The 22,409-nt window shown below is 64.5% G+C and carries 19 protein-coding genes and 2 pseudogenes; 2 read left to right on the forward strand and 19 right to left on the reverse strand.

The window, feature by feature from the left end; all coding sequences use genetic code 11:
- Positions 1–22: 22 nt before the first annotated feature.
- Entirely contained in the window at positions 23–1,303 is a 1,281-nt protein-coding gene (locus tag XANALMUS060_RS07095; RefSeq protein WP_045728757.1) for an acetyl-CoA C-acetyltransferase, read from the reverse strand.
- Between the two features lie 102 nt (positions 1,304–1,405).
- Between XANALMUS060_RS07095 and XANALMUS060_RS07100 the strand changes: the two genes are divergently transcribed.
- On the forward strand, positions 1,406–2,290 hold the full coding sequence (locus XANALMUS060_RS07100) for a hypothetical protein (protein ID WP_045737756.1): 885 nt from the start codon (positions 1,406–1,408) through the stop codon (positions 2,288–2,290).
- A gap of 340 nt (positions 2,291–2,630) precedes the next feature.
- Here XANALMUS060_RS07100 and XANALMUS060_RS07105 read toward each other — a convergent pair whose 3' ends face one another.
- From XANALMUS060_RS07105 to glnA, 8 genes and pseudogenes are all read right to left on the reverse strand, one after another.
- Positions 2,631–3,212 (reverse strand): superoxide dismutase family protein, encoded by a 582-nt coding sequence (locus XANALMUS060_RS07105; protein WP_045737814.1) that lies wholly within the window; start codon positions 3,210–3,212, stop codon positions 2,631–2,633.
- A 253-nt stretch (positions 3,213–3,465) separates the two neighbouring features.
- Positions 3,466–4,890: a nitrogen regulation protein NR(I) gene (gene ntrC, locus XANALMUS060_RS07110; RefSeq protein ID WP_045737757.1), complete on the reverse strand. Its 1,425-nt coding sequence runs from the start codon at positions 4,888–4,890 to the stop codon at positions 3,466–3,468.
- 10 nt (positions 4,891–4,900) lie between these two features.
- Positions 4,901–5,431: pseudogene (locus tag XANALMUS060_RS07115) on the reverse strand (ATP-binding protein); the annotation flags it as partial.
- Positions 5,431–6,327 (reverse strand): annotated as a pseudogene (locus tag XANALMUS060_RS18395) (sigma 54-interacting transcriptional regulator); the annotation flags it as partial. The pseudogenes XANALMUS060_RS07115 and XANALMUS060_RS18395, both read right to left, overlap by 1 nt.
- Before the next feature lie 10 nt (positions 6,328–6,337).
- Positions 6,338–7,375 carry an ATP-binding protein gene (locus XANALMUS060_RS07125; protein WP_045737816.1) on the reverse strand — a complete coding sequence of 346 codons (1,038 nt, stop codon included), beginning with the start codon at positions 7,373–7,375 and terminating at the stop codon, positions 6,338–6,340.
- Positions 7,376–7,681: 306 nt separating this feature from the next.
- Positions 7,682–9,118, reverse strand: a complete 1,437-nt coding sequence (amt, locus tag XANALMUS060_RS07130) for an ammonium transporter (RefSeq protein WP_045737759.1) — start codon at positions 9,116–9,118, stop codon at positions 7,682–7,684.
- A 22-nt stretch (positions 9,119–9,140) separates the two neighbouring features.
- Positions 9,141–9,479, reverse strand: coding sequence for a P-II family nitrogen regulator (locus XANALMUS060_RS07135; protein ID WP_012917562.1), 339 nt, complete (start codon positions 9,477–9,479; stop codon positions 9,141–9,143).
- A 325-nt stretch (positions 9,480–9,804) separates the two neighbouring features.
- Positions 9,805–11,214, reverse strand: a complete 1,410-nt coding sequence (gene glnA / locus XANALMUS060_RS07140) for a type I glutamate--ammonia ligase (RefSeq protein ID WP_045737817.1) — start codon at positions 11,212–11,214, stop codon at positions 9,805–9,807.
- Between the two features lie 226 nt (positions 11,215–11,440).
- Between glnA and XANALMUS060_RS07145 the strand changes: the two genes are divergently transcribed.
- A complete protein-coding gene (locus tag XANALMUS060_RS07145) occupies positions 11,441–12,232 on the forward strand; it encodes an undecaprenyl-diphosphate phosphatase (RefSeq protein ID WP_045728760.1) in 792 nt (263 codons plus the stop codon).
- Positions 12,233–12,289: 57 nt separating this feature from the next.
- On the opposite strand, the gene XANALMUS060_RS07150 is transcribed toward XANALMUS060_RS07145, so the two are convergent.
- From XANALMUS060_RS07150 to XANALMUS060_RS07195, 10 genes are all read right to left on the reverse strand, one after another.
- A complete protein-coding gene (locus XANALMUS060_RS07150) occupies positions 12,290–12,901 on the reverse strand; it encodes a YbhB/YbcL family Raf kinase inhibitor-like protein (RefSeq protein WP_045737760.1) in 612 nt (203 codons plus the stop codon).
- Positions 12,902–12,921: 20 nt separating this feature from the next.
- Positions 12,922–15,000 carry a tetratricopeptide repeat protein gene (locus XANALMUS060_RS07155; protein WP_045737761.1) on the reverse strand — a complete coding sequence of 693 codons (2,079 nt, stop codon included), beginning with the start codon at positions 14,998–15,000 and terminating at the stop codon, positions 12,922–12,924.
- A 76-nt stretch (positions 15,001–15,076) separates the two neighbouring features.
- A complete protein-coding gene (locus tag XANALMUS060_RS07160) occupies positions 15,077–16,069 on the reverse strand; it encodes an alpha/beta fold hydrolase (RefSeq protein WP_045728763.1) in 993 nt (330 codons plus the stop codon).
- Between the two features lie 67 nt (positions 16,070–16,136).
- A complete protein-coding gene (locus tag XANALMUS060_RS07165) occupies positions 16,137–16,931 on the reverse strand; it encodes a lysophospholipid acyltransferase family protein (protein ID WP_045728764.1) in 795 nt (264 codons plus the stop codon).
- A gap of 124 nt (positions 16,932–17,055) precedes the next feature.
- Positions 17,056–17,475, reverse strand: a complete 420-nt coding sequence (locus XANALMUS060_RS07170) for a hotdog fold thioesterase (RefSeq protein WP_045728765.1) — start codon at positions 17,473–17,475, stop codon at positions 17,056–17,058.
- 101 nt (positions 17,476–17,576) lie between these two features.
- On the reverse strand, positions 17,577–19,559 hold the full coding sequence (locus XANALMUS060_RS07175; protein WP_161795385.1) for a phospholipase D family protein: 1,983 nt from the start codon (positions 19,557–19,559) through the stop codon (positions 17,577–17,579).
- Complete coding sequence (locus tag XANALMUS060_RS07180; RefSeq protein ID WP_045737763.1) at positions 19,556–20,176, reverse strand: YceI family protein; 621 nt, start codon at positions 20,174–20,176, stop codon at positions 19,556–19,558. Before XANALMUS060_RS07180 ends, XANALMUS060_RS07175 begins: the two co-directional genes overlap by 4 nt.
- Entirely contained in the window at positions 20,167–20,655 is a 489-nt protein-coding gene (locus tag XANALMUS060_RS07185) for a histidine phosphatase family protein (RefSeq protein ID WP_045737764.1), read from the reverse strand. Before XANALMUS060_RS07185 ends, XANALMUS060_RS07180 begins: the two co-directional genes overlap by 10 nt.
- Before the next feature lie 3 nt (positions 20,656–20,658).
- A complete protein-coding gene (locus tag XANALMUS060_RS07190) occupies positions 20,659–21,291 on the reverse strand; it encodes a ParA family protein (RefSeq protein ID WP_045737765.1) in 633 nt (210 codons plus the stop codon).
- A gap of 191 nt (positions 21,292–21,482) precedes the next feature.
- Complete coding sequence (locus XANALMUS060_RS07195; protein WP_045737766.1) at positions 21,483–22,397, reverse strand: AEC family transporter; 915 nt, start codon at positions 22,395–22,397, stop codon at positions 21,483–21,485.
- Between the last annotated feature and the right edge of the window lie 12 nt (positions 22,398–22,409).

Here is a 22,409-nt window from a genome sequence, read left to right on the forward strand (position 1 = left end):
TGCAGCGCGGACACCCGACACTTCAGCGCTCGACGATCGCCACCACGCCCATCCCGCCAGCGGTGCAGATCGAGATCAACGCACGACCTCCGCCCCGCTCGACCAATTGCTTGGCGACGGTCGAGACAATGCGCGCCCCTGTCGCGGCGAACGGGTGACCGGTGGCGAGCGAGGATCCCAGCGGATTGATCTTGGCCGGATCGATCTGCCCCAGCGGCGCATCCAAACCCAGACGCGTGCGGCAGTAGTCCTCGCTCTCCCAGGCGCGCAGCGTGCACAACACCTGCGCGGCGAAAGCTTCGTGGATTTCGTAGATATCGAAATCCTGCAGGCCCAGTCCGTGACGCTTGAGCATTTCCGGCACGGCCACCGTCGGTGCCATCAACAGGCCCTCGCCATGCACGAAATCCACCGCCGACACGTGTACGTCGCGCAGATAGGCCATTGGCGCATGACCATGCGCACGCGCCCATTCCTCGGAGGCAAGCAACACCGCTGCGGCCCCATCGGTCAGCGGAGTGGAATTGGCGGCGGTCAGGGTGCCGCGGCCACTGGCCTTATCGAAGGCCGGCTTCAACGTCGCCAATTTTTCCAGCGACGTATCCGCGCGCAGAATGTTGTCGCGCTCCACGCCACGGAACGGCACGATCAAGTCGGCGAAGAAGCCGCGCGCGTAGGCTGCCGCCAGTTTCTTGTGCGAGGACACCGCCCAGGCATCTTGCGAATCACGCGCGATGCTCCACTGCTTGGCCATGTCCTCGCAATGCTCGCCCATGCTTTTACCGGTACGCGGCTCGACCACACCGGGGAACTCGGGCTTGAGTTCGGCGAACTTGAAATTGCGGGTGAGCACGCGCAACTTGTCACCAGCCGTCTTGGCACGGTTGGCGGCCAGCAGACGCGCGCGCAACTTTTTGCCATAGACGATCGGAACTTCGGATGTGGTGTCCGAACCGCCGCCGATCCCAGATTCGATCTGCCCGAGCGCGATTTTGTTAGCCACCGTGATAATGCTGTCCAGGCTGGTCCCGCACGCGCGCTGCAGGGTGATGCCGGGAGTCAGCGGCGACAGCCCCGACGACAGTGCCGCCTCGCGACCAAGATTCCAATCGCTGGCATGCTTGATCACCGCGCCCATCGCCACTTCGCCCAACTGCTGGCCGTGGAGGCCGTAGCGCTCCACCAGCGCACCCAGCGTGCGCACCGACATGCCGAGGTTCCCGACATCCGCATACACCGTGTTCTGGCGACAAAACGGAATACGGACGCCGCCGAGAATAGCGACAGGGCGGGCTACTGGCATGAGATCACCTCGCGCGAGGAAGTCGGTAAGATCGCCTCCACGTTAGCGCAGGCATAATGAAGCGAGTGTAGCTATGCGTCCGCGACAGGCCAACCGCCAACCATGAGCCAAATCCTCGCCAGCAACAATGTCTGTGGTGTGATCGCCCTTGAACTGTCTTCCGGGCGCGAACCGGCGCATGCAGCATTGCCGCATGCACTCACCGCCGAGTTGGCGGAAAAGATCGGCCGCGATCTCGCACAGTTGGTACCTGCGGTACGCGAACTGGACCTGAGCTTGGCCGGCGCGCACTTCGATCCAGCCGAGGTGTTACGACCGGGCTGGCCAGTGCACCGGCGTCTGGACGAACTGCGCGCACGCGCGCCAGGACGTGACGACGGTCCACGCCTGCTCGCATTCGGCGCCGATGCCGACGGCAGCGTGCCGTTACCGTTCCAGGCCGATGCCACGCTCCGCGGAGCTGCACTGCGCGTGGTGCCGTTCCTGCTCAGCGGACCGACGGCCGTCGTACAGCCGGTGGCCGAGACGTTGGAAGACGTGCTGCTGGCGCAAGGCATGGCGCAAGCGGACACGGCGCTGCTGATGCAGCAGGGCTTCGGCGCGCAGATCGAGCATGCTCGCTACCTGACCGTGAACGATCTGGCGGCCATGATGTCGATGCAGTACGAGCATCAGGGGCTTGCCGCGCTGTGGCCACTGATCGAGACTGCGTTGCTGGCGCCGGAACAAGAACAATGGCTGGAAAGCCCGCCCGAGCCGCTGCTGTGTTATCGCGGTGGCGAGGTGCGCATGGCCCTGTTCGACCCAGCCGGCTGGTGTGCACACTATGCCTACGACCATCAGGACTGCGACCGCCTGCAGCGAATTTACGAGCAGTATCTAGCACGTCAGCGGCAACTGGCCGCCGTGCTGGAAGCCCACGGCATGCCTGTGCTGTACGTGCACTGCGGGAGCGGCCACGACGCCAGGCAGGCACTGGAGTCCTGACCAGACAGCGGCAAGCTGCACCGCACCGGATGACGACGCATCCCAGTGTGTAATGGCGACCAGTTGTCGCGGAAAAACGCCGTCCAGCAAACACTTCGCCGTCAGTACCTGACGTGCGATGGATCCTCCTGGCAACAAAATACGAACGGGTTTGCGCATCCGTCTTTCCAGTGCATGCAGACCGCATCGACGCATGCGTCATCGTGTCACTAGCAACCGTGCTTGTTGCGCATCGGCACGAGAAAGCAGAACCGAGGGGGAAGACGTACAGCCGCTCTCCCTCGTCGCTTCGTTGCAGGATCCAGGCTCGCCAGGGTGGGAACACGCCACGCTGTGCCGATCAACGCAGCACCGTGATCACCCCGCAGGACACGCGCACATCGGAATTGCCAGCCGGCTGGCCGCGGTTGTCGTCAGGATCCGTATGCACGATCAGCGCACGGCCCACGATGTCGTTGGCCGCGCCGCCGCCGAGCACAATGCCGCGCAGCAGCACATCGATCTGAACGGTACCCTCGGCATTGACGGTGAGGTGATCGATCTCGCCGGCATGGCGCGGACCCTTGCTGGACCGTCCTTGCGCAGCGTCGAGCAGATTGAAATCGCCACCGGCACTGCTTGCGTCAGCCGCACTGCAATCGCCACGCTCATGCAGATGGAAAGCAACGGTATAGTTTGGCTGCAAGCCACCGAGCGTACCGGTGATGCGCACACCACCGGGCGCCGCGACCAACGACAGCTTGCCACTCACCAGACTGCCGGAGGCAGGTGCCAACACCGCCTGCGCCTGTTGCACGGTACCGACGCTGGGCAGCGTCGTGGCCTTGGAAGGCGGATGGGATGGCGCTGAGTGCGGCTTACTACTGCACGCAGCCAACATCAACAACCCGCTTCCGACGAGACCATGTAATCCACAACGCATCGGCATCGACTCCTGTATGCAATAGAGAAAAAGGCCACCGTGCAAACCACATGAAAGCCGCGCGGCACGCCAGTCTAACCGGCACTCGAAGTGGCGTCGCCTCGCTACGCCTTGCGCGGCGACGGATCGCCGATGCGACACCGCCATAACGTCGCGCGCATACATGCGCTCTTTTGCCAAAACAGGTCCGCTTCAACGTCATTGCCACAGATGTGCACCTGTGCACCCGTTGCGAGCAATCAGGCAAGCCGTTTCAGCGCCGGTGCCGGCCCGGGCCGAGCTTACGGGTCACGGTATTGCGGCCCACGCCCAGGCGTGCGGCGGCTTCGGCGCGACGGCCATGCGTGAAGCGCAGGGCGACTTCCAGCAGCGCCTTGTCGAAGCGTTCGCGCGCTTCGGCATGCAGGCCCTCGGCACCATCGGACAGGCGCTGCTGCGCCCAGGCCGACAATTGTGTCTCCCACTCGCCGCTGTCAACGCTGCGCTCGCGACGGCCACCGCGCAGCAACGCGCTATCGACATCGTGCGCATCGATCACCTCAGCCGGAGCCAGCGCGGCCAAACGCCAGCACACGTTCTCCAGTTCGCGCACGTTGCCCGGCCAGGCATAGTCGCGCAACGAGGCCAATGCGGCCGGCGACAGCCGCTTGGGTGGTGTGTCGAGCTTGCGTGCGGCCATCGCCAAAAAATTCTCGGCCAGTTGTGGCACGTCGGTGCGCCGCTCGCGTAACGGCGGCAGTTGCAGACGCACCACATCCAGACGATGCAACAGATCGGCGCGGAAACGGCCCTGTTCGACCAACGCTTCCAGATCCTGGTGGGTCGCAGCGATCACCCGCACGTCCACGCGGATCAACTCGCGGCCACCAACACGGAAGAATTCGTTCTCGGCCAGCACGCGCAGCAAGCGCGTCTGCAACGGCAGTGGCATGTCGCCGATTTCGTCGAGAAACAAGGTACCGCCATCGGCCTGTTCGAAGCGGCCGATGTGACGCCGCTGCGCGCCGGTGAAAGCGCCAGCTTCGTGGCCGAACAGTTCGCTCTCCAGCAGCTCGGTCGGAATCGCCGCAGTGTTGAGCGCGACGAACGGTTTGCGCGCACGCGGCGACTCGTTGTGCAGCGCGTGTGCGACCAGTTCCTTACCAGTGCCAGTCTCGCCGTTGATCAACACCGACAACGGCGCTTGCGCCAGGCGACCGATGGCACGGAACAACGCGCGCATCGCCGGAGTGTCGCCGATTAGTTCGGCACTGCCCTGCGCGGAGGCCGGCGGCGTGGCCACGACGCTGGCGCTGGACTCGGGTAAGGCGCGCGCGGCCAGTGCCACCGCATCGTCCAGGTCGAACGGCTTGGACAGGAATTCGTGGGCACCGCCGCGGAACGCACCAGCGGTGCTGGCCACATCGGTATAGGCGGACATCACGATCACCGGCAACTGCGGATGCGCGGCTTTGAGTTTGTCCAGCAACACCAGGCCATCGTCACCGGGCATGCGGACATCGGTGAATAGCAGATCCGGAGGCGAGCGTTCCACCAATGCCTGCAAGGCGGCGATGGCGCTGTCGAAACTGTCCACGCTATAGCCTGCATCACGCAGCGCGGTGGACAACACGAAGCGGACGGAGCGGTCATCGTCGACCACCCAGATGCGTTGCGTTCCGTGTAGGGAATCGGTCATCGCAGTGCTCCTAATCGGTGTCCGCAGCGGCTTGCGGCAGTAACAGGGTGAACACGGTGTGCCCGGGGCGGGAGCGGAAACTCAACAAACCAGCATGTTCACGCGCCACCTGCTGCGCCAGCGCCAAACCCAACCCGCTACCTTCGGCACGGCCGCTGACCAGCGGCAGGAACAGATGTTCGGCCAATTCCTCGGGCACGCCACGACCGTCGTCGACGATGTCAAGGCGCAGGCCGAGCGAATGCACGCGGTCGCGAATGCGCTGGCCGTGTTCGACACGGGTGCGCAAAGTGACCTGTGCGGCACCGGCCTGGATCGCGTTGCGCACCAGATTCCACACCGCCTGGGTGAGACGGTCGGCATCGCCAAGGAACTCGGGAATACTGGGATCGTAATCGCGCTGCAGGCGCACCGACCAACCACCCTCCGACTCGGCAAGGCGCAATACACGTTCGAGCACCGCGTGGATGTTGAGCATGGCATGCGGCCGCGCTGGCGCCGGCGACAACAACTGGTCGAGCAAACTATTGAGACGCTCGAGAAACGGCCCTGTTCGACCAACGCTTCCAGATCCTGGTGGGTCGCAGCGATCACCCGCACGTCCACGCGGATCAACTCGCGGCCACCAACACGGAAGAATTCGTTCTCGGCCAGCACGCGCAGCAAGCGCGTCTGCAACGGCAGTGGCATGTCGCCGATTTCGTCGAGAAACAAGGTACCGCCATCGGCCTGTTCGAAGCGGCCGATGTGACGCCGCTGCGCGCCGGTGAAAGCGCCAGCTTCGTGGCCGAACAGTTCGCTCTCCAGCAGCTCGGTCGGAATCGCCGCAGTGTTGAGCGCGACGAACGGTTTGCGCGCACGCGGCGACTCGTTGTGCAGCGCGTGTGCGACCAGTTCCTTACCAGTGCCAGTCTCGCCGTTGATCAACACCGACAACGGCGCTTGCGCCAGGCGACCGATGGCACGGAACAACGCGCGCATCGCCGGAGTGTCGCCGATTAGTTCGGCACTGCCCTGCGCGGAGGCCGGCGGCGTGGCCACGACGCTGGCGCTGGACTCGGGTAAGGCGCGCGCGGCCAGTGCCACCGCATCGTCCAGGTCGAACGGCTTGGACAGGAATTCGTGGGCACCGCCGCGGAACGCACCAGCGGTGCTGGCCACATCGGTATAGGCGGACATCACGATCACCGGCAACTGCGGATGCGCGGCTTTGAGTTTGTCCAGCAACACCAGGCCATCGTCACCGGGCATGCGGACATCGGTGAATAGCAGATCCGGAGGCGAGCGTTCCACCAATGCCTGCAAGGCGGCGATGGCGCTGTCGAAACTGTCCACGCTATAGCCTGCATCACGCAGCGCGGTGGACAACACGAAGCGGACGGAGCGGTCATCGTCGACCACCCAGATGCGTTGCGTTCCGTGTAGGGAATCGGTCATCGCAGTGCTCCTAATCGGTGTCCGCAGCGGCTTGCGGCAGTAACAGGGTGAACACGGTGTGCCCGGGGCGGGAGCGGAAACTCAACAAACCAGCATGTTCACGCGCCACCTGCTGCGCCAGCGCCAAACCCAACCCGCTACCTTCGGCACGGCCGCTGACCAGCGGCAGGAACAGATGTTCGGCCAATTCCTCGGGCACGCCACGACCGTCGTCGACGATGTCAAGGCGCAGGCCGAGCGAATGCACGCGGTCGCGAATGCGCTGGCCGTGTTCGACACGGGTGCGCAAAGTGACCTGTGCGGCACCGGCCTGGATCGCGTTGCGCACCAGATTCCACACCGCCTGGGTGAGACGGTCGGCATCGCCAAGGAACTCGGGAATACTGGGATCGTAATCGCGCTGCAGGCGCACCGACCAACCACCCTCCGACTCGGCAAGGCGCAATACACGTTCGAGCACCGCGTGGATGTTGAGCATGGCATGCGGCCGCGCTGGCGCCGGCGACAACAACTGGTCGAGCAAACTATTGAGACGCTCGATCTCCGCTCCGATCAATTCGATCAGTTCGTGTTCGTCCTCCTCACGGTGTTGCGCGCGTCGCGCCAGCAACTGCGCCGCGCCCTTGAGCCCGGCCAATGGATTGCGCAGTTCGTGGGCCAAGCCTTTCAGTGCGGCGCTCAACGCACTGGGCAAGACTTGCGCCGGGTCCAGGGTGGGAAACTCATCGACTGGATGCGCCTCCAGTAGCCAGCCGCCATCGTCCAGCCGCGACAACCACCCCTCGGCGAAGCGCGGCGCCTCGCCAGGGATAGCCAAGGCCATGCGATGCAGGCGCAACACATCGCGCTCGTCGTTGCGCAGGAACCGCGCCAGCGCGTCGCCCTGCAGTTCCAGCGAAGCCAGCGGCTGGTCGAGCAAGCGACGCACACTGACCCCGAGCCAGCGCGTGAACGCGGGGTTGGCGCCGCGCAGGAGACCGTCGGCATCCGCCCAGACGACCGGGGTGATGAGGGCGGAAAGCGGGGGCGGCGCGGCGCTCATCGTCATCGCACCAATATAGTGCAAAAATAAACGCTCGACCCGACGCTCGCTGGATAACCGGCCACACAGCGGTCCGATTGCACCGTTGCCTTGCCCGCACACCAGACTGCGCCAGCGGCGAGACCACGAAAAAAACAGAAACGGGCGAAGCGAGCATCCACGGCAAATACCTCGATCGCTGGGAACACGGGCATCCTTACGCCCCAGGGAGCGTCCGTCGTGAAGGCCTCGGGTCGTGCGGGCCGGCGAAAACGCCGGCCGCACCTATACAGTTCCGAGTCCCGGGACCATGAGGTCGCGAGCCGGTGATGCTCAGGACTCGTAGGCCGATTCGCCGTGCGAGGTGATGTCCAGACCCTGGCGCTCGGCGTCTTCCGACACCCGCAGGCCAAACACCGCCTTGGCGACAAGGAAACCCACCACGGAGACGATGCCGATCCACAGCACGGTCAGGCCGACGCCGGTAGCCTGCACCAGCACTTGGTGGCCCATGGTCACCCCTGTGGCGTAACCGGTGCCACCCAGCGCCTTGTCGGTGAACACGCCAGTCAAAAGCGCACCGACAATGCCGCCGACACCATGCACACCGAACACGTCCAGCGTGTCATCGGCGTTGAGCAGCTTTTTCAGCCCGGTGACGCCCCACACGCAGATGACGCCAGCGGCGGCACCGATGGCAATCGCGCCGAACGGTCCCACCGTACCAGCCGCCGGGGTGATGCCGACCAGGCCGGCCACCATGCCCGAGGCAACGCCCAATGCCGAGGACTTGCCCTTGACCACCTTCTCGGTCAACGACCAGGCCAACACCGCGGCAGCGGTCGCCAGCAGCGTATTGAGGAACGCCAGCGCGGCGATGGCATTGGCTTCCAACGCCGAACCGGCATTGAAGCCGAACCAGCCCACCCACAACAACGACGCACCGACGAAAGTCAGAGTGACGTTGTGCGGCTTCATCGCGGCATGACCGAACCCCAGACGCTTGCCGACGAAGTAGGAGCCGACCAAGCCGGCCACGCCCGCATTGATGTGGACCACGGTGCCGCCAGCGAAGTCCAGCGCCCCCTTGCCGAACAGGAAGCCCGGCGTCGACCACACCATATGCGCCAGCGGCAGGTAGCCGGCAGTGAACCAGATGACGACAAACAACAACACGGCGGCGAACTTCACCCGCTCGGCGAAAGCGCCGACGATCAGCGCGCCGGTGATGCCAGCGAAGGTCAGCTGGAACGCGACGAACACATACTCAGGCAGCTTGAAGCCCTTGGAGAACGTATCGGCCAGCGTGGTGGTATCCACTCCGGTCAGCAGAGCCTTGTTGAGCGTTCCAATGAACGCGCCGCCATCGGCGAAGGCCAAGCTGTAGCCGTACACCACCCACAGCACCGCGATCAGGCAGAACACCACACCGACCTGGATCAGCACCGACAACACGTTCTTGGCGCGCACCATCCCGCCGTAGAACAGGGCCAAGCCCGGCACCACCATCAGCAGCACCAGCAAGGTGGAGGTCAACATCCAGGCGACGTCGCCCTTGTCCACCACCGGCGCGGCGGCGGGCGTGGCAGCGGTGGCCGGCGCGGGCGGCGGCGTCAGTTGCTCGGTCTCCACATTCGCCGTGGACACCGGCGTGATCTGCGCCTGAGCGAATACGCTGCCCGGCACACTCGCCGTCATCGCGCCAACCAGGATCAGCATGCACGCCGCATAAAACCGGGACTTCCACCCGGAGAACAAACCTGTCTTCATGATCAAGGGTTCCAGGATGGGATTAGAGCGCATCGGCGCCGATCTCGCCGGTACGGATACGGACGACCTGCTCGATCGCGGTGACAAAGATCTTGCCGTCGCCGATCTTGCCGGTCCCGGCGGCGGCCTGGATCGCCTCGACCACGGCCTCCAGGTGTTCGTCGGTCACCACTGTCTCGATCTTGATCTTGGGCAGGAAGTCGACGACGTATTCGGCGCCGCGGTACAACTCGGTATGACCCTTCTGCCGACCGAAGCCCTTGACCTCGGTGACGGTGATGCCGGACACACCCGCCTGCGACAAGGCCTCGCGGACCTCGTCGAGCTTGAATGGCCGGATGATGGCGGTGATCAGTTTCATGCGCATATCCCGTTGATGGAAGGAAACAACCGCCGAACGCTGTCCGGCGCGTGGCACGTGGTGCGCGCCGCGAACGGCGCGAGTACTGCTGCGCGAAGCATTCCGTGAATCACGCCGCGACGCGACACACCCTTGTGAAGTGCGACGGTAGCGGCAACGTGGGAGGGAACGTGGCCCACGGCACGCAAGCGCGGTATTGCGTGGATACCCCTGCTCTATCCGCCGAAAGTCTGATGACTAGCGCGAGCCACTGGCCCGGCTCCCCAGCCGGACCAGCAGCGGCGATGACGAAGGAAGAAACCTTCGCCGTCGCTGCGCATGCAACTCAGTTGGCGTAATACAGCTGATATTCCAGTGGGTGAGTCGCGGCACGGAACTTGGTCACTTCCTGCATCTTCAGCGCGATGTAGCCATCGATGAAGTCGTCGGTGAACACGCCGCCAGCCTTGAGGAACTCACGGTCGGCATCCAGCGCTTCCAGCGCCTGATCCAGGCTCGAGCAGACCTGCGGGATTTTCTTCTCTTCCTCAGGCGGCAGGTCGTACAGATCCTTGTCGCTGGGCGCGCCCGGGTCGATCTGGTTCTTGATGCCGTCCAGGCCGGCCATCATCAGCGCGGCGAAGGTCAGGTAGCCGGACTGCAGCGGATCCGGGAAGCGGATTTCGATGCGGCGGGCCTTCGGGTTGGACACCCACGGGATGCGGCACGAGGCCGAGCGGTTGCGCGCCGAGTAGGCCAGCATCACCGGTGCTTCGAAGCCGGGGACCAGACGCTTGTAGCTGTTGGTACCGGAGTTGGTGAAGGCATTGATCGCCTTGGCATGCTTGAAAATGCCGCCGATGTACCACAACGCCATCTGCGACAGGCCGCCATAGCCGTCGCCGGAGAACAGGTTGACGCCGCCCTTGGCAAGCGACTGGTGCACGTGCATGCCCGAGCCGTTGTCGCCGACGATCGGCTTGGGCATGAAGGTCACGGTCTTGCCGTTGCGATAGGCGACGTTCTTGATGATGTACTTCATCATCATCAGCTCGTCGGCCTTCTTCACCAGCGAGTTGAACTTGGTGCCGATTTCACACTGACCAGCGGTGGCAACCTCGTGGTGGTGCACCTCGACTTCGATGCCGACCTGCTCCAGGGTCTTGCACATTTCCGCGCGCAGGTCCTGCAGCGAGTCGGTCGGCGGCACCGGGAAGTAGCCACCCTTGACCGCCGGACGATAACCGCTGTTACCGCCTTCGATCTTGCTGCCGCTGCTCCACGCCGCTTCCTCGGAATCGATCTTGAAGAAGGTGTGGCCCATGTCGTTGCCGAAACGCACGCCGTCGAAGATGAAGAATTCCGGCTCCGGGCCGAAGAACGCCTGATCGGCGATACCGCTGGACTTCAAATAAGCCTCGGCGCGCTTGGCCACGCCGCGCGGATCGCGCGCATAGCTATGCATGGTCGCCGGATCAAGGATGTCGCAGGTCAGCACCAGGGTCGGGTCGGCCATGAACGGGTCGAGGAAAGCCGTGTCAGCGTCCGGCAGCAGGACCATGTCCGACTCATTGATGCCCTTCCAGCCGGCGATCGAGCTGCCGTCGAACATCTTGCCCTCTTCGAACAGTGCCGGCTCGATGATGCTGACCGGGAACGTGACGTGCTGCTGCACGCCGCGCATGTCGACGAAGCGCAAGTCGACGAACTCGATCTTGTTGTCCTTAACCAGCTTCTCAATAGTTTCCGCAGACATCAGATACAACCTCAGTTTATGAATGGCACGAGAAATTATGAGCAATCCACATGCCAACTTCGTAGACTTCACAAGCCATTGAATTTACAGGGCATGCACGCAGATGGCGCAGGCATTCCGCACCATTGCGATGCAATTGCCATGAAAAGCACCACTGTGGTGCGCAATTCAATGCTCTATCCTTGCGTACATCTCCTGCCCCCATCCCATTGAGCCAATCTCCTCCATGAGCGACCCGCTGTCCGCCCTGTTGTTGGGCATCATCGAAGGCCTGACCGAATTCCTGCCTGTCTCCAGCACCGGGCACCTGCTGATCGCCGAGCAATGGCTCGGCCACCGCTCGGACTTCTTCAACATCGTCATTCAGGCCGGCTCAATCCTGGCGACCACACTGGTGTACCGGCAGCGGCTGTGGGCACTGGCAACCGGCCTGGGGGACCGCGCCAACCGCGACTATGTGTTCAAGCTGAGCGCGGCATTCCTGGTCACTGCCGTGGTCGGCTTGACGGTGCGCAAGGCTGGCTGGCAGTTGCCGGAGAGCGTGCATCCGGTGGCCTGGGCGCTGGTGATCGGTGGCGTGTGGATGCTGGTGGCCGAGCAGATCGCAAGCCGACTGCCCGAGCGCGAGACGGTCACTTGGAAAGTAGCCATCGCGGTCGGCCTGGCACAAGTGGTGGCCGGCGTGTTCCCCGGCACCTCACGCTCGGCGGCGACGATCTTCCTGGCGATGCTGCTTGGCCTGAGCAAGCGCTCGGCCGCAGCCGATTTTGCTTTCCTGCTCGGAATCCCGACCATGTTCGCGGCCAGCGCCTACTCCTTCCTGGAACTGTACAAGCACGGCGCGCTGGGCAGCGAGAACTGGGGCGACGTGAGCATCGCCTTCGCCGCGGCGCTGGTGACCGGCTTCATGGTGGTGAGGTGGCTGTTGGGCTACATCAAATCGCACCGGTTCACCGCCTTCGCGGCGTATCGCATCGCGCTGGGCACGGCGCTGCTGCTATGGCTGCCGGCAGCGTGATGGCACGGGCGATCCGGCTCGCCCTTGCCCCAATCCCTGTTCCGAAAGGTAAGCGATTCAAGCCAAGGCGGGATTGAGGCTGTAGGTGCCGTACACAGTGGCTTCGGCCACCACGTGACCCTGCATCGCGCGCAGCGCGTCGGCGCCAGTAAAGCGCGCCGGTAGATCGAGTCGGGCGACGTCCAGCGCGAACAGGCGAAAGAAATAACGATGCACGCGCAGATCGTTGGCCGGCGGATACGGGCCGTCGTAGCCGTAATAGTCGCCGCCCATCGCCGCGTCGCCGGCGAACCAGTCGGTGTAGCTGTTCAGTCCCTGCCGCGCGCCCTCCAGGCCGGGCGGTTGCTGTTTGCCCTTGACCACCACGCCGTCGCTGGCGCTGCCTTCGGCAATCGCGCGCGCATCCGCCGGCAGATCCACCATGACCCAATGGATGAATTCCGTGCGCGGCTGCTCGACCGGAATCCGCACATCGGCGCGGCCGACCATCTCGGCCACGGTCGGTACGTCCGGATCGATGCACAACAGGGCGAACGAGCGGGTCGTAGACGGTACCTCGTCCCAAGCCAGATGCGGATTGCGATTGCCGCCGAAACCGTCGGGCTGCCCCATCGCATAGGTCGCGGCAAGCAGTTGGCCGGGCTGCAAGCTGTCACTGCGAAGGCGCATACGGGAAGCTCCGTGGGAAATCAGGTTTCAGGGTAGCCCAGGCGCACCGCAACGGGCGTGAGCAGGGCGAACGCGGCAGCCAGCGGCTCCGCATAGGCGCGCCAGTGGCCGGCGGCCAGACGCGGTGGGCCGAGCGTGGGCACGGTCGGAAAGGCGACACCGAACGCTTGCTCCAGGGCTGCGGCCACAGCGGCCGGATCGGTCTCGATGCCGTCCAGCCGCAGTAGCCGGTGCGGGTACAGGTCCTGCGCATGCAGCGTGGCGATCTGCTCCAGCACCGCCGCCAGCCAGCGCGCACCGACCTGCGGCGAGACCAGTTGCAGCGGTGCCGGGGCACCATTGGCCAGCCAGTCCAGCAGCATATCGCGCGGGTCGCGCAGCACGATCAGCAACCGCCCTTCCGGCAGATGCGGGCGCAGCGCCCGCAGCAAGGCGTTGTCCCACCACAGCAACCAGTCGACGATGTTGCCATCGCCAATGCCGCGCGCCGGCAACTGCGCGCGCCACTCGGCGACCAGCGCCGCGCCGTCCAGCGCGCCACTATCGAGTTCGCCGACACTGCGGTAGCGCTGCAAGCCATCGCTGGGCGGCTGGGCGCCGAAACGGTCGCCACGCAGCACCGGACTGGCCGCACCCAACACCGTAATCACTCGTTCCACGCCGCTGCCGGGCGCGCCCCAGACAAACAACGGCCGTGCCTGCGTGTGCGCCTGGACCGTGGCCAGCGGCGGCCAGGGCGACAGCGCCTCCTGGCCCAGCGGCGGCAACGGCAAACGGTGCGCTTGTTGTTCCTGCTGGAATGCCAGCCAGGTCGCCAGCGCATCCTCGACGCGACCAGCGGCATCCTGCACCGCCGCCAGCCACGGCCGCAGAATGGTCCGGTTCTGCTCAGGCAGACGCTGCATCAAGCCGCACACGTGATCGATGGCCGCCGCGTGTTCGCCGCGTTCCAGCATCGCCTCGACCAGCCGCTCCTCGCCGCTGATCCGACCCGGCTCTAGCGCCACGATACGCTGGGCCACCGCCTCGCCTTGGTCGCGCTCGCCGGCCATGTCGTGCACCCGCATTTGTGCCTCCAACGCCGGCACGTGTGCGGGCATGGCGGCCTGCCAGCGCGCGATCAGCGCACGTGCCTCGGCACCGCCCACCGGCTCCAGCGCCAGCCGTGCCAACCACAGGTCATGGGCGTCGGTCGTGCTGGTCAGCGCCGCTTCAAGGGTCGCGCGCGCCTCGTCGAGCGTGCCCAGACGCTGCCAGGCAATCAGCGCCGCGTGCAGTGTGCGGCGATCGGCCGGAGCCGCAGCCAGGGCCGGACGCAGATGCTCCAGCGCCTGCGCCGGTCGGTCGGCCTGCAAGGCGTATTCGCCGGCCAGGCGGCGCATGTTGGCGGTATCGCCGGCAGGATCGGCCAGCACCGTTTCCAGCGCGGCAATGGCATCCTCGAGGCGGCCCTGACGATGCGCGAGCTGCGCGACCAGCGCCATCATCGGCACACTGGTCCCAGGAGTGAGTGTGGCGACCCGGCGGAACGCCGTCTCGGCGAAGGCCAGATGCTGTTTGTCCAGATAAGCAAAGCCCAGCGCGTAGAGCAGGCGCGGATCGTCCGGCACGGCATTGCTGGCATGCGACAGCAAGGCCAGCGCGCGGTCGGCCTCGCCACGGCGCAGCGCCAGCATGCCGTCCAACCCGAGCAACTGCGGATGCTCCGGCTGCAACCGCGCGGCGGTGCGACTCAACCGCTCCACTTCGTCCAGGTCGCCACGGCCCAGGGCCAGATGCCCGCGCATGATGTAGGCCATGAACGCGTTGGGATCCAGCGCCGCGGTCTGTGCCAATGCGACTTCGGCCTGGGCCATGTCGTTGGCACCCACCAACATGCTGGCGCGCAGCAGATGCAATTGCGCATCTTCCGGCGCCAGCGCAATCGCCCGGTCGATGCTGTCCAGGGCCTCGGCGGTATCACCATGCTGCTGCCGCGCCAGCGCCAACCAGCGCTGCGCTTGTGCATCGTCGGCGGCTTGTGCCGCCCAGGCCTGGGCAAGACGCAGGGCATCGGCGGTGTCCTGGCGGCGTAGGGCGTCGAGAATGGACTCGTGCATGGTGCTCTGGCTGAAGACAAACCCACATTGTAGCGGGGGTGCCCGGCCAATCCGCAGCGACGCGGCGGTGCAGGATTTAGGACGTCACCAGCCCCTGGGTCAGGCGCTCGGCCACCCACCGCTCGGCGAAACCGTCACCACGGGCGTTTTCGATGAAACCGCAATGCCCACCCCAGCGCGCAATCTCCAGCCGCGCCAAGGCCGGCAGGCGCAAACTGCGGAAATCGTCCAGGGGAATCACCGGATCGTCCTCGGCCATCAGAATGTCGGCCGGTACGTGCAGGCCCAATAGACGCTCGCCAGCAATGCTGTAGCTATCGAAATACGCATCCAGGCTGGCGAAACCCGCGTGCCGCTGCGCCAGCCACCCCATCAATCCGCGCATGTCCAGCGCCAGAGTGGCATCGTCGTAACCATGTTGGTCCGGAAACAGTTCGCGCTTGCGCATCAGCGATCCGCGCCAATTCCGGCGGAAATACCAATCGTAGAACTGCGGGCCGTTCTCGACGCGCTGCATGGCGGCAGCCGGATCCAGCAACGGACACACCGCAGCCACGCGTTGCAGCGGCAAGCCGGCCACCGGTGCGCGCAAGGCCAGACGCAATGCGAAATTGCCGCCAAGCGAATAGCCAGCGACCAACAGCATCGGTGCCGGGAAACGCCGCCATAGATCGCAGGCGGCATTGAACACCTCGTCCAGACGATCGGAATGGAACAGGTCCACGTTGAGGTGGTGGGTATCGCCGTGATCGCGGAAATTGAGTCGAAACACCTGGTAACCACGGGCAACCATCTGTGCGGCGGTCAAAAACATGTAGCTCGAATCGGCACTGCCTTCCCAACCGTGCAACAGCAACACTGTGCCGAGCGGGGCGGCATCGGCCGGCACGCTCAACCAGCCCTGCAGGCGCACGCCATCGCCGCCATCGAGGATATGCGAGGTGGTGATCGCACCGCTGGCGACAAGCAATTGTTCGCCACGACGCACGCGCAACAGGCTGGACCCCAGCACCGATTGCAGGTGGGGATTGCGCAACCAGCGTGGGGGAGAGTAATCGGTTGCATTCATGGGAGATGAGCTTGCATGCAAAGAGGGAGGGTAACCTGTAACCACGGTGCGACCGGTGTTCCAGGGTTCAGCCTTGTTCCATTGCCGTGACGATGCGCGCGCGCGCTGTCTCGGCGATGTGCCGCCGTCCTTCCACGTCATGCAAGTGAATCGGCTGGAGAAAATGCACTTCAGCCGCACGACTGGGTTCGCCGAGCATACGCACCATGTTGACCAAGAAACTCTCCTGCGGCCCAAACGCCACAATCGCCTGGGCCGAGCCGCCTGACCCATAACGCAGCGCCACTGGCTGCACAGGCGCATCGACTTCCACTGCAGCCTGGAAGATCCGCGCATGGAACGGACCGAGATCATGACCGCTACGGGTGCGCCCTTCCGGAAACACCCCGACCGAGCGCCCCGAGCGCAACTCTTCCCGCATCGCCTGCATGACGCCACTCAACGATGCGTTGCTACCACGCTGGTGGAAGATGGTGCGCACGCGCACGGCCAACCAGCCGATCAGCGGCCAGCCGGCAATCTCGTGCTTGGCGACCAAACCCATCATGCGCTGGCTATGCAACATCACGATATCGATCCAGCTGACGTGGTTGGCCACGAACAACACTGGATTGGGCAATGGTGCGCCGATACGGCGCACGCGCAGGCCAAAGATGCGTAGGAAGCAGATCGACCACCAGCGCGCCATACGATCACCAAAGGACTCGGCGCCGCCACGCCCAGGCGACAAGGCCATGCACATCAGCGCGCACGGTGTCGATATCGACACGTGCAGTGCCAGCAGCGGCACACGATAGCCATAACGAATCCAGCGCAGCGCTCCACCCTGTCCACGCGTGGCAATGTGCAAAAACTCACTCATTCGGAACAGTTACCGGAAGCAAGGGGAGTAGACGAGCTATTGTGTCAGTCTCGCGCCGCTTGCGCGGCGACCGACAGTTGCGCGACGACACCGCGCAAGCTGCGCCACGCCACAATGGCAAAGCTCAACCACGCGCGATCACCGCCAGGGTCAACCGCGATACGCACACCGGCTTGCCCGCCGTATCCTCGATGCGGATCTCCCACACCTGCGTGGTTCGGCCGATATGCAATGGCCGTGCGGTACCGACCACCCATCCGCTGCGCACACTGCGCAGGTGATTGGCGTTGATTTCCATACCCACACAAACCTCGTCCGGCGCCACGCACAGATTGCCGGCACTGCTGCCCAGGGTCTCGGCCAGCACCATCGAGGCGCCGCCGTGGAGCAGCCCGTATGGCTGCAGCGTGCGTGCATCCACCGGCATCCTCGCGCGCAACCAGTCCGAGCCGGCCTCGCTGAAAACGATACCTAACTGCGTCACCAGGGTGTCGCACGCATCGGCATTGAGAGCATCCAGATCGACCGGTTCACGAAAGGCCATACGCAAATTCCCTGCAATCAAAGAACCCCAGCCTAACGTCAGGCAGGTCGCAACACCCTACAAGCCGTACTTTTCCACCAGCACGATCCTGGTCGTGTCCCTCAGAGAATCGGCACCAACCCGGACCCGAACGCTGTCAGCATCCGGACCAGCAGCCACTTCGGTCCGACATCGACCTCGGGAAAATCCCCCACTGCGGCGTAGCAGCGGTGGAAGCCAGGATCATGCCGGGTCAGCGGGGCCGGGCAATCCGGGCCGGGTTGGAAGGCGTAGTCGGTGGCATAGCGCCACGGCCACAGATCCATTACCGGCAACGCTTCGGAGAGCTTGTCGATGCTGTAGTTCAAACCCGACAACAGCGCAGGCTTGACCCGTGGCGCCACCACCCAGGAATTCTCCGGCTCGATGTCGCGGTCGATGCTGGCCGCCAATGCCTGGGCAAAGGCTGGATCGTCGACGATCACCGCCCCCTCGGTGTTATAGGTCTCACTGCGCGGATCGAAGTTGTGCGAGCCGATCACTCCGACACGACGATCCACCACCAGCGACTTGGCATGCACGCCCATGCGCGCGCCCTCACGCGTCACCGGCAGCGGGTGATTGGCGATGCGTCGGCCCAGATAGGGGCGCCGGGTCTCGGTCCGCAACAGGCGGCGCTCGACCTGGCTGCCGTCGCCACGACTTCCGGACGGTCCACCGCTGCCCAGCAAGGAAAAACGCTTGTCGATGCTGCCACCGACCGACGCATCAGGCAACGGCGCGTCAACGGTATCACCATCGGGCAGTTCCCCACGCAACGGCGCGGGGAGCAAATTGGCGTAGTTCACCGGCGCATCCAGCGGGAACGGCATGTACTCGTAGATGTCCAGGCCCAGCGCGCGCAGATTGCGCCGCTTGTACTTGTAGGACAGCGCGTAGACCACCGGATTGTCAGTGGAGGCCAGACTGTTGCTGGCCACTACCACCCGGGGTGGATGCGCGCGCTTGCGCAGGTCGCGGAAGATCGCCTGCGCTGGATCCGATAGCACCAGGTAGGGCGTCTGCAGCAGGATTTCCTCGCGTGCCTCGGCGATCAGATGATCGAGCCGTGGCGCGGTGGAGATCGCCTTGGGGCCATGTTCGCGGCGATGCTTTTGCGGCAGGTCGGCGACGTAGTCCACATGCTCGACCGGCAGTGCCGGCAACACGAACGCGTTCTCTACGAACGCCGAATCGGTCGCCTCCTGCCGCACCCGTTGGACCCGCTCCGGGCGCAGGAACCGCGCTGGCGGCAGTGCCGGCACACCATCGCGCAACAAGAGCTTGCCGACGTCGTTGAGCCGTGCCACAGGCACGCTGCGCCGCGCCTCCCAGTAACTATCGAAACTGGCAGCCATCGCGCGCGCCACTGGGCCGGCCACCAGCACGTCGCGGTCGCGGAAGTTGTATTCCCTGTCCCAGTCGAAATAGTCGTCCTGGTAGTTACGCCCACCAGCCACACCGATCGCATCGTCCACCACCAGCAACTTATTGTGCATGCGCTGGTTGAAGTGGCGGAAGCAGCACAGCACACTGGCCGCGTAGTGCAGGTAATTGGTCTTGGCCAGGCCGAAGGTGGGGTTGTAGATGCGTAGCGAGAAGTTTTCGTGCTCCCCGGCCAACGCGCCGAGAATCTGCAAATCGGAGATCGCCGAAAGTTGGTCGATCAGCACCCGCACCTTGACCCCACGCCGCGCCGCATCCAGCAGTTCATCCATCACCAACCGCGCGCTATCGTCCTTGTCGAAGATGTAAGTTTGCAGATCGATGCTACGGCTGGCACTGCGAATCAGGTTGATCCGCGCCACCAACGCCTCCTCGCCGTGATCCAAGATCGTGGCGTAATGGTGCGCCACCCCATCGCCGGACTGGGCGAAAGCCTGACCGGCCAACCCACGCAGCGGCGAGACAAGCGCGCAGTGGTCACTGCGCGTGCAGGTCAGTTGACGGTCTTGCGCGGCCTGCGCAATCGCCATGGCACGGGCATGCTGTGTGTGCGACAGGCTCGCGCAACCACTGGCGAGCAGCAACACCGCCAGTACCACTCCCCTCATCAGTGCTGTCACCGAACGCCCACCTCGACCAACCGCGTATGAAACACGAACGTGACCCGATCACTCAAGGCCAGATCCCACTTATCCATCCCGTAACGCCCACGCAACACCGTGCCGCGACTGATGACATCGCAATCATAGCCTGGCCGGCTGCATGCGGCCGGCATCACGGTCAACACTTCGGGATGACTGACTCCACGGATGCTCAAGATCCCGGATATCGACCCGCCGCTGCTCAATAAACGCGGGGAAAACGGTTGCGAATCGAAGGAGACCGTGGGGTAACGCGCGGCATCGAAGAAATCCTCGCCACGCATCCAGCCGGTATAGCGCGGCTTGCCGGGGATCTGCGCATAGGCGCTGAACAGGCGTAGCCGCACCTGGTGACGGCCATCCGGCAGGACGTGGACGTTAATTTCGTAACGCGGGAAAACGCCTTCGATGCGCAGGCCAAAGCGGGTGCGAATCTCGAACCCGAAGTACGATTGCGCTGCGTCCACAGCGTAGTCGCCTGGCGGTAGTTGCGTCGCAGACATTTGCGTGCCACCCCTAGCGGACAGCAGACACAACGGCAACAACGCGGCGCACAGCGCCGCAGTCAAATGACGACGGAACCGAATCAAGGCCACCAGAAGGCGTGCAGACGTGCCAGGCCAGGCTCGATCGGCGCATCTTGCGGAACCGCCAGCACGGCGATGCTGGCGGTGGGCATGCCGCGATAGTCGCCGGACTGACCGCTGTGCATCAGCGCGACCAAGCGCTCCAGGCCCGGGTTATGGCCGACCAACAACAGCCGCTCGACGTCGCGATGGCCGTCCAGCAGGCCGGCCAGGGTCCCAGAGGTGGCTTCGTAGATGCGCGGCTCCAAACGCTGCTCGACATAGCCGGTCAAGCCCAGGATCGCTTCCAGGGTCTCGCGTGCGCGGCGTGCAGGCGAACACAGCACTCTGTCCGGCACCAGACGTTGTTCCAGCAGCCAGCGCCCGGCGGTCTCCGCCTCGGCCAGGCCGTGCGGCGATAGCGGCCGGTCGAAATCGGCCTGACCCGTGTCGGCCGGCTCGGCATGGGCATGGCGCAGCAGAATCACTTCGCGTAGAACGATGGTCATCGGTCAAGCCTTCTTCAGCCACTTGAGCAAGGGCTCCCAGTCCATTTGATGATCGCGGACCTGGGCAGAGCGGTAATCGAACAAACTGCGGCCCAGCCCGACCAGCACCACATAGGCCTGGCTGTCGCGCAGTTGCCCCACCACCGGATAAGGCCACTCGCCGAGCATCTGCAGCGCCTGCTGGGTGGCGTGGGTCCACGGCTTGCAGCGGTTGAGCAGCACCCCGACCGGCAACTTACGCTGGTGCACCCGTGGCACCTTGGCCAGCGTGTTGAGGAAGCCGACGCTGGCCTCGATGTCCAATGCAGAAGGCGTCAACGGCACCACCACCGCGTCGGCCTCGTCCAGGAAAGGCGCCAGATCCTCCGCCATGGCACCGGCAGGGGCATCGATGATCACCCGCTGCGCATCGTCCGGCAGCCCGGCACGCCACGCGCGCTTGCGGCTGACATCGATTGGCAGCACAGCGCTTTCCAGGCAGACGCGGCGTTCGGCCCAGCGGGTCGAGGAACCCTGGGGATCGGCATCGGCCAGCACCGTCCGCTTACCGGCCAGCGCATAGAACGCGGCCAGATGTGTGGCGATGGTCGTTTTGCCCACCCCACCCTTGGAGCCGGCCACCAGGATCGTCTTCATGCACGCCTCGCTTCCGGGGAAGAACCGGCAGCGTACACCGGCATTCCGTCAGCAGGTAGTCAACGTCTGTTCTCGGACGGATTACAGCACGCTCGCTGGCCATCGGCATCGAGCGACAACGGGGCGACACGATGTCCACATTTCCCAAACCAAACCGATGCGAGTGTATGCCCCGGGCAAACGCCTCCAGCTCAGCCCCGTGCCCCCAGCACCCACAACCACGCCGGCAAGGTCAGCAGCGACAGCAAGATGCCGTAACCCACCAGCGCCGCCGCCAGCCGCGGTGCCAATCGGTGCGAAATCGCCAACAACGCCGCGGTAATCATGGTCGGCATCGCCGACTCCAGCACGTTGGCTTGAAGCATTTGCCCACGCAGCCCCAGAGCCCATGACAGCAGCCAGACGAGTGCCGGCAGCAACAGTAGCTTCAACACCAGCCCGGCGACCAGTGGCACCAATTCATCGCGCGGCAATCGCAACTGAATCGAAAAACCGACGGCCAGCATCACCAGCGGCAACATCGCATCGGTTAGATGCTGCAGAGTCGAGGCGATCCAGGCCGGAGGCCGCACAGGCATCAGCGTGAGCGCGAACGCCAAGGCCCACAGCGGCGGAAAGCGTGCCATCCGCAACAGCGTCTGCTTCGGTGAGGGCGGCGTCTGGCCGCTGTAGCGCGCCAACACGTACAGACCGAAGCTGGACAACAAAACGAATGTGCCGAACTGGTCGTAGACCACCGCATAGGGCAACGCCGCCTCGCCAAGCAGCGCATGCACCATCGGGTAACCGATGAAGCTGGTGTTACCCAATGCCACGCATAACAACAGGACCGCCTGCTGTTCGCGGCGCAGGCGCAGCGGAGCGCGCAGCGCCAGCACCGCCAGGACCGTCGCAGCGGTGAATAACCACGGAGTCAGCACCAGTCCCAGCAGACTGAGATCAAGTTGCAGGCGCGGCACATACATCAACACCGAAGCCGGCAAACACAGGTAGAGCACAACTGCGTTGAGGACATCGGTGGTATTGGGCGGCAGCACGCGCAGGCGCGCGAACAGCTTGCCAAGGGCCAGCATGGTCAGGATCAGTGCAAACGCATCGAAGGCCATCGGTGCTACAAG

Source organism: Xanthomonas sp. MUS 060 (assembly GCF_000963215.1).
GTDB lineage: Bacteria > Pseudomonadota > Gammaproteobacteria > Xanthomonadales > Xanthomonadaceae > Xanthomonas_A.

Bases quoted from the DNA above. Each gene is read 5' to 3' on its own strand.
- XANALMUS060_RS07150 (WP_045737760.1), bottom strand. From the start codon at position 12,901: ATGCGCCTTCGCAGTGACAGCTTGCAGCCCGGCCAACTGCTTGCCGCG.
- XANALMUS060_RS07170 (WP_045728765.1), bottom strand. From the start codon at position 17,475: ATGGCCTTTCGTGAACCGGTCGATCTGGATGCTCTCAATGCCGATGCG.
- XANALMUS060_RS07145 (WP_045728760.1), top strand. From the start codon at position 11,441: ATGAGCGACCCGCTGTCCGCCCTGTTGTTGGGCATCATCGAAGGCCTG.
- XANALMUS060_RS07165 (WP_045728764.1), bottom strand. From the start codon at position 16,931: ATGAGTGAGTTTTTGCACATTGCCACGCGTGGACAGGGTGGAGCGCTG.
- glnA (WP_045737817.1), bottom strand. From the start codon at position 11,214: ATGTCTGCGGAAACTATTGAGAAGCTGGTTAAGGACAACAAGATCGAG.
- XANALMUS060_RS07100 (WP_045737756.1), top strand. From the start codon at position 1,406: ATGAGCCAAATCCTCGCCAGCAACAATGTCTGTGGTGTGATCGCCCTT.
- XANALMUS060_RS07135 (WP_012917562.1), bottom strand. From the start codon at position 9,479: ATGAAACTGATCACCGCCATCATCCGGCCATTCAAGCTCGACGAGGTC.
- XANALMUS060_RS07195 (WP_045737766.1), bottom strand. From the start codon at position 22,397: ATGGCCTTCGATGCGTTTGCACTGATCCTGACCATGCTGGCCCTTGGC.
- XANALMUS060_RS07095 (WP_045728757.1), bottom strand. From the start codon at position 1,303: ATGCCAGTAGCCCGCCCTGTCGCTATTCTCGGCGGCGTCCGTATTCCG.
- XANALMUS060_RS07160 (WP_045728763.1), bottom strand. From the start codon at position 16,069: ATGAATGCAACCGATTACTCTCCCCCACGCTGGTTGCGCAATCCCCAC.
- XANALMUS060_RS07155 (WP_045737761.1), bottom strand. From the start codon at position 15,000: ATGCACGAGTCCATTCTCGACGCCCTACGCCGCCAGGACACCGCCGAT.
- XANALMUS060_RS07190 (WP_045737765.1), bottom strand. From the start codon at position 21,291: ATGAAGACGATCCTGGTGGCCGGCTCCAAGGGTGGGGTGGGCAAAACG.
- XANALMUS060_RS07105 (WP_045737814.1), bottom strand. From the start codon at position 3,212: ATGCGTTGTGGATTACATGGTCTCGTCGGAAGCGGGTTGTTGATGTTG.
- amt (WP_045737759.1), bottom strand. From the start codon at position 9,118: ATGAAGACAGGTTTGTTCTCCGGGTGGAAGTCCCGGTTTTATGCGGCG.
- XANALMUS060_RS07185 (WP_045737764.1), bottom strand. From the start codon at position 20,655: ATGACCATCGTTCTACGCGAAGTGATTCTGCTGCGCCATGCCCATGCC.
- ntrC (WP_045737757.1), bottom strand. From the start codon at position 4,890: ATGACCGATTCCCTACACGGAACGCAACGCATCTGGGTGGTCGACGAT.
- XANALMUS060_RS07125 (WP_045737816.1), bottom strand. From the start codon at position 7,375: ATGACGATGAGCGCCGCGCCGCCCCCGCTTTCCGCCCTCATCACCCCG.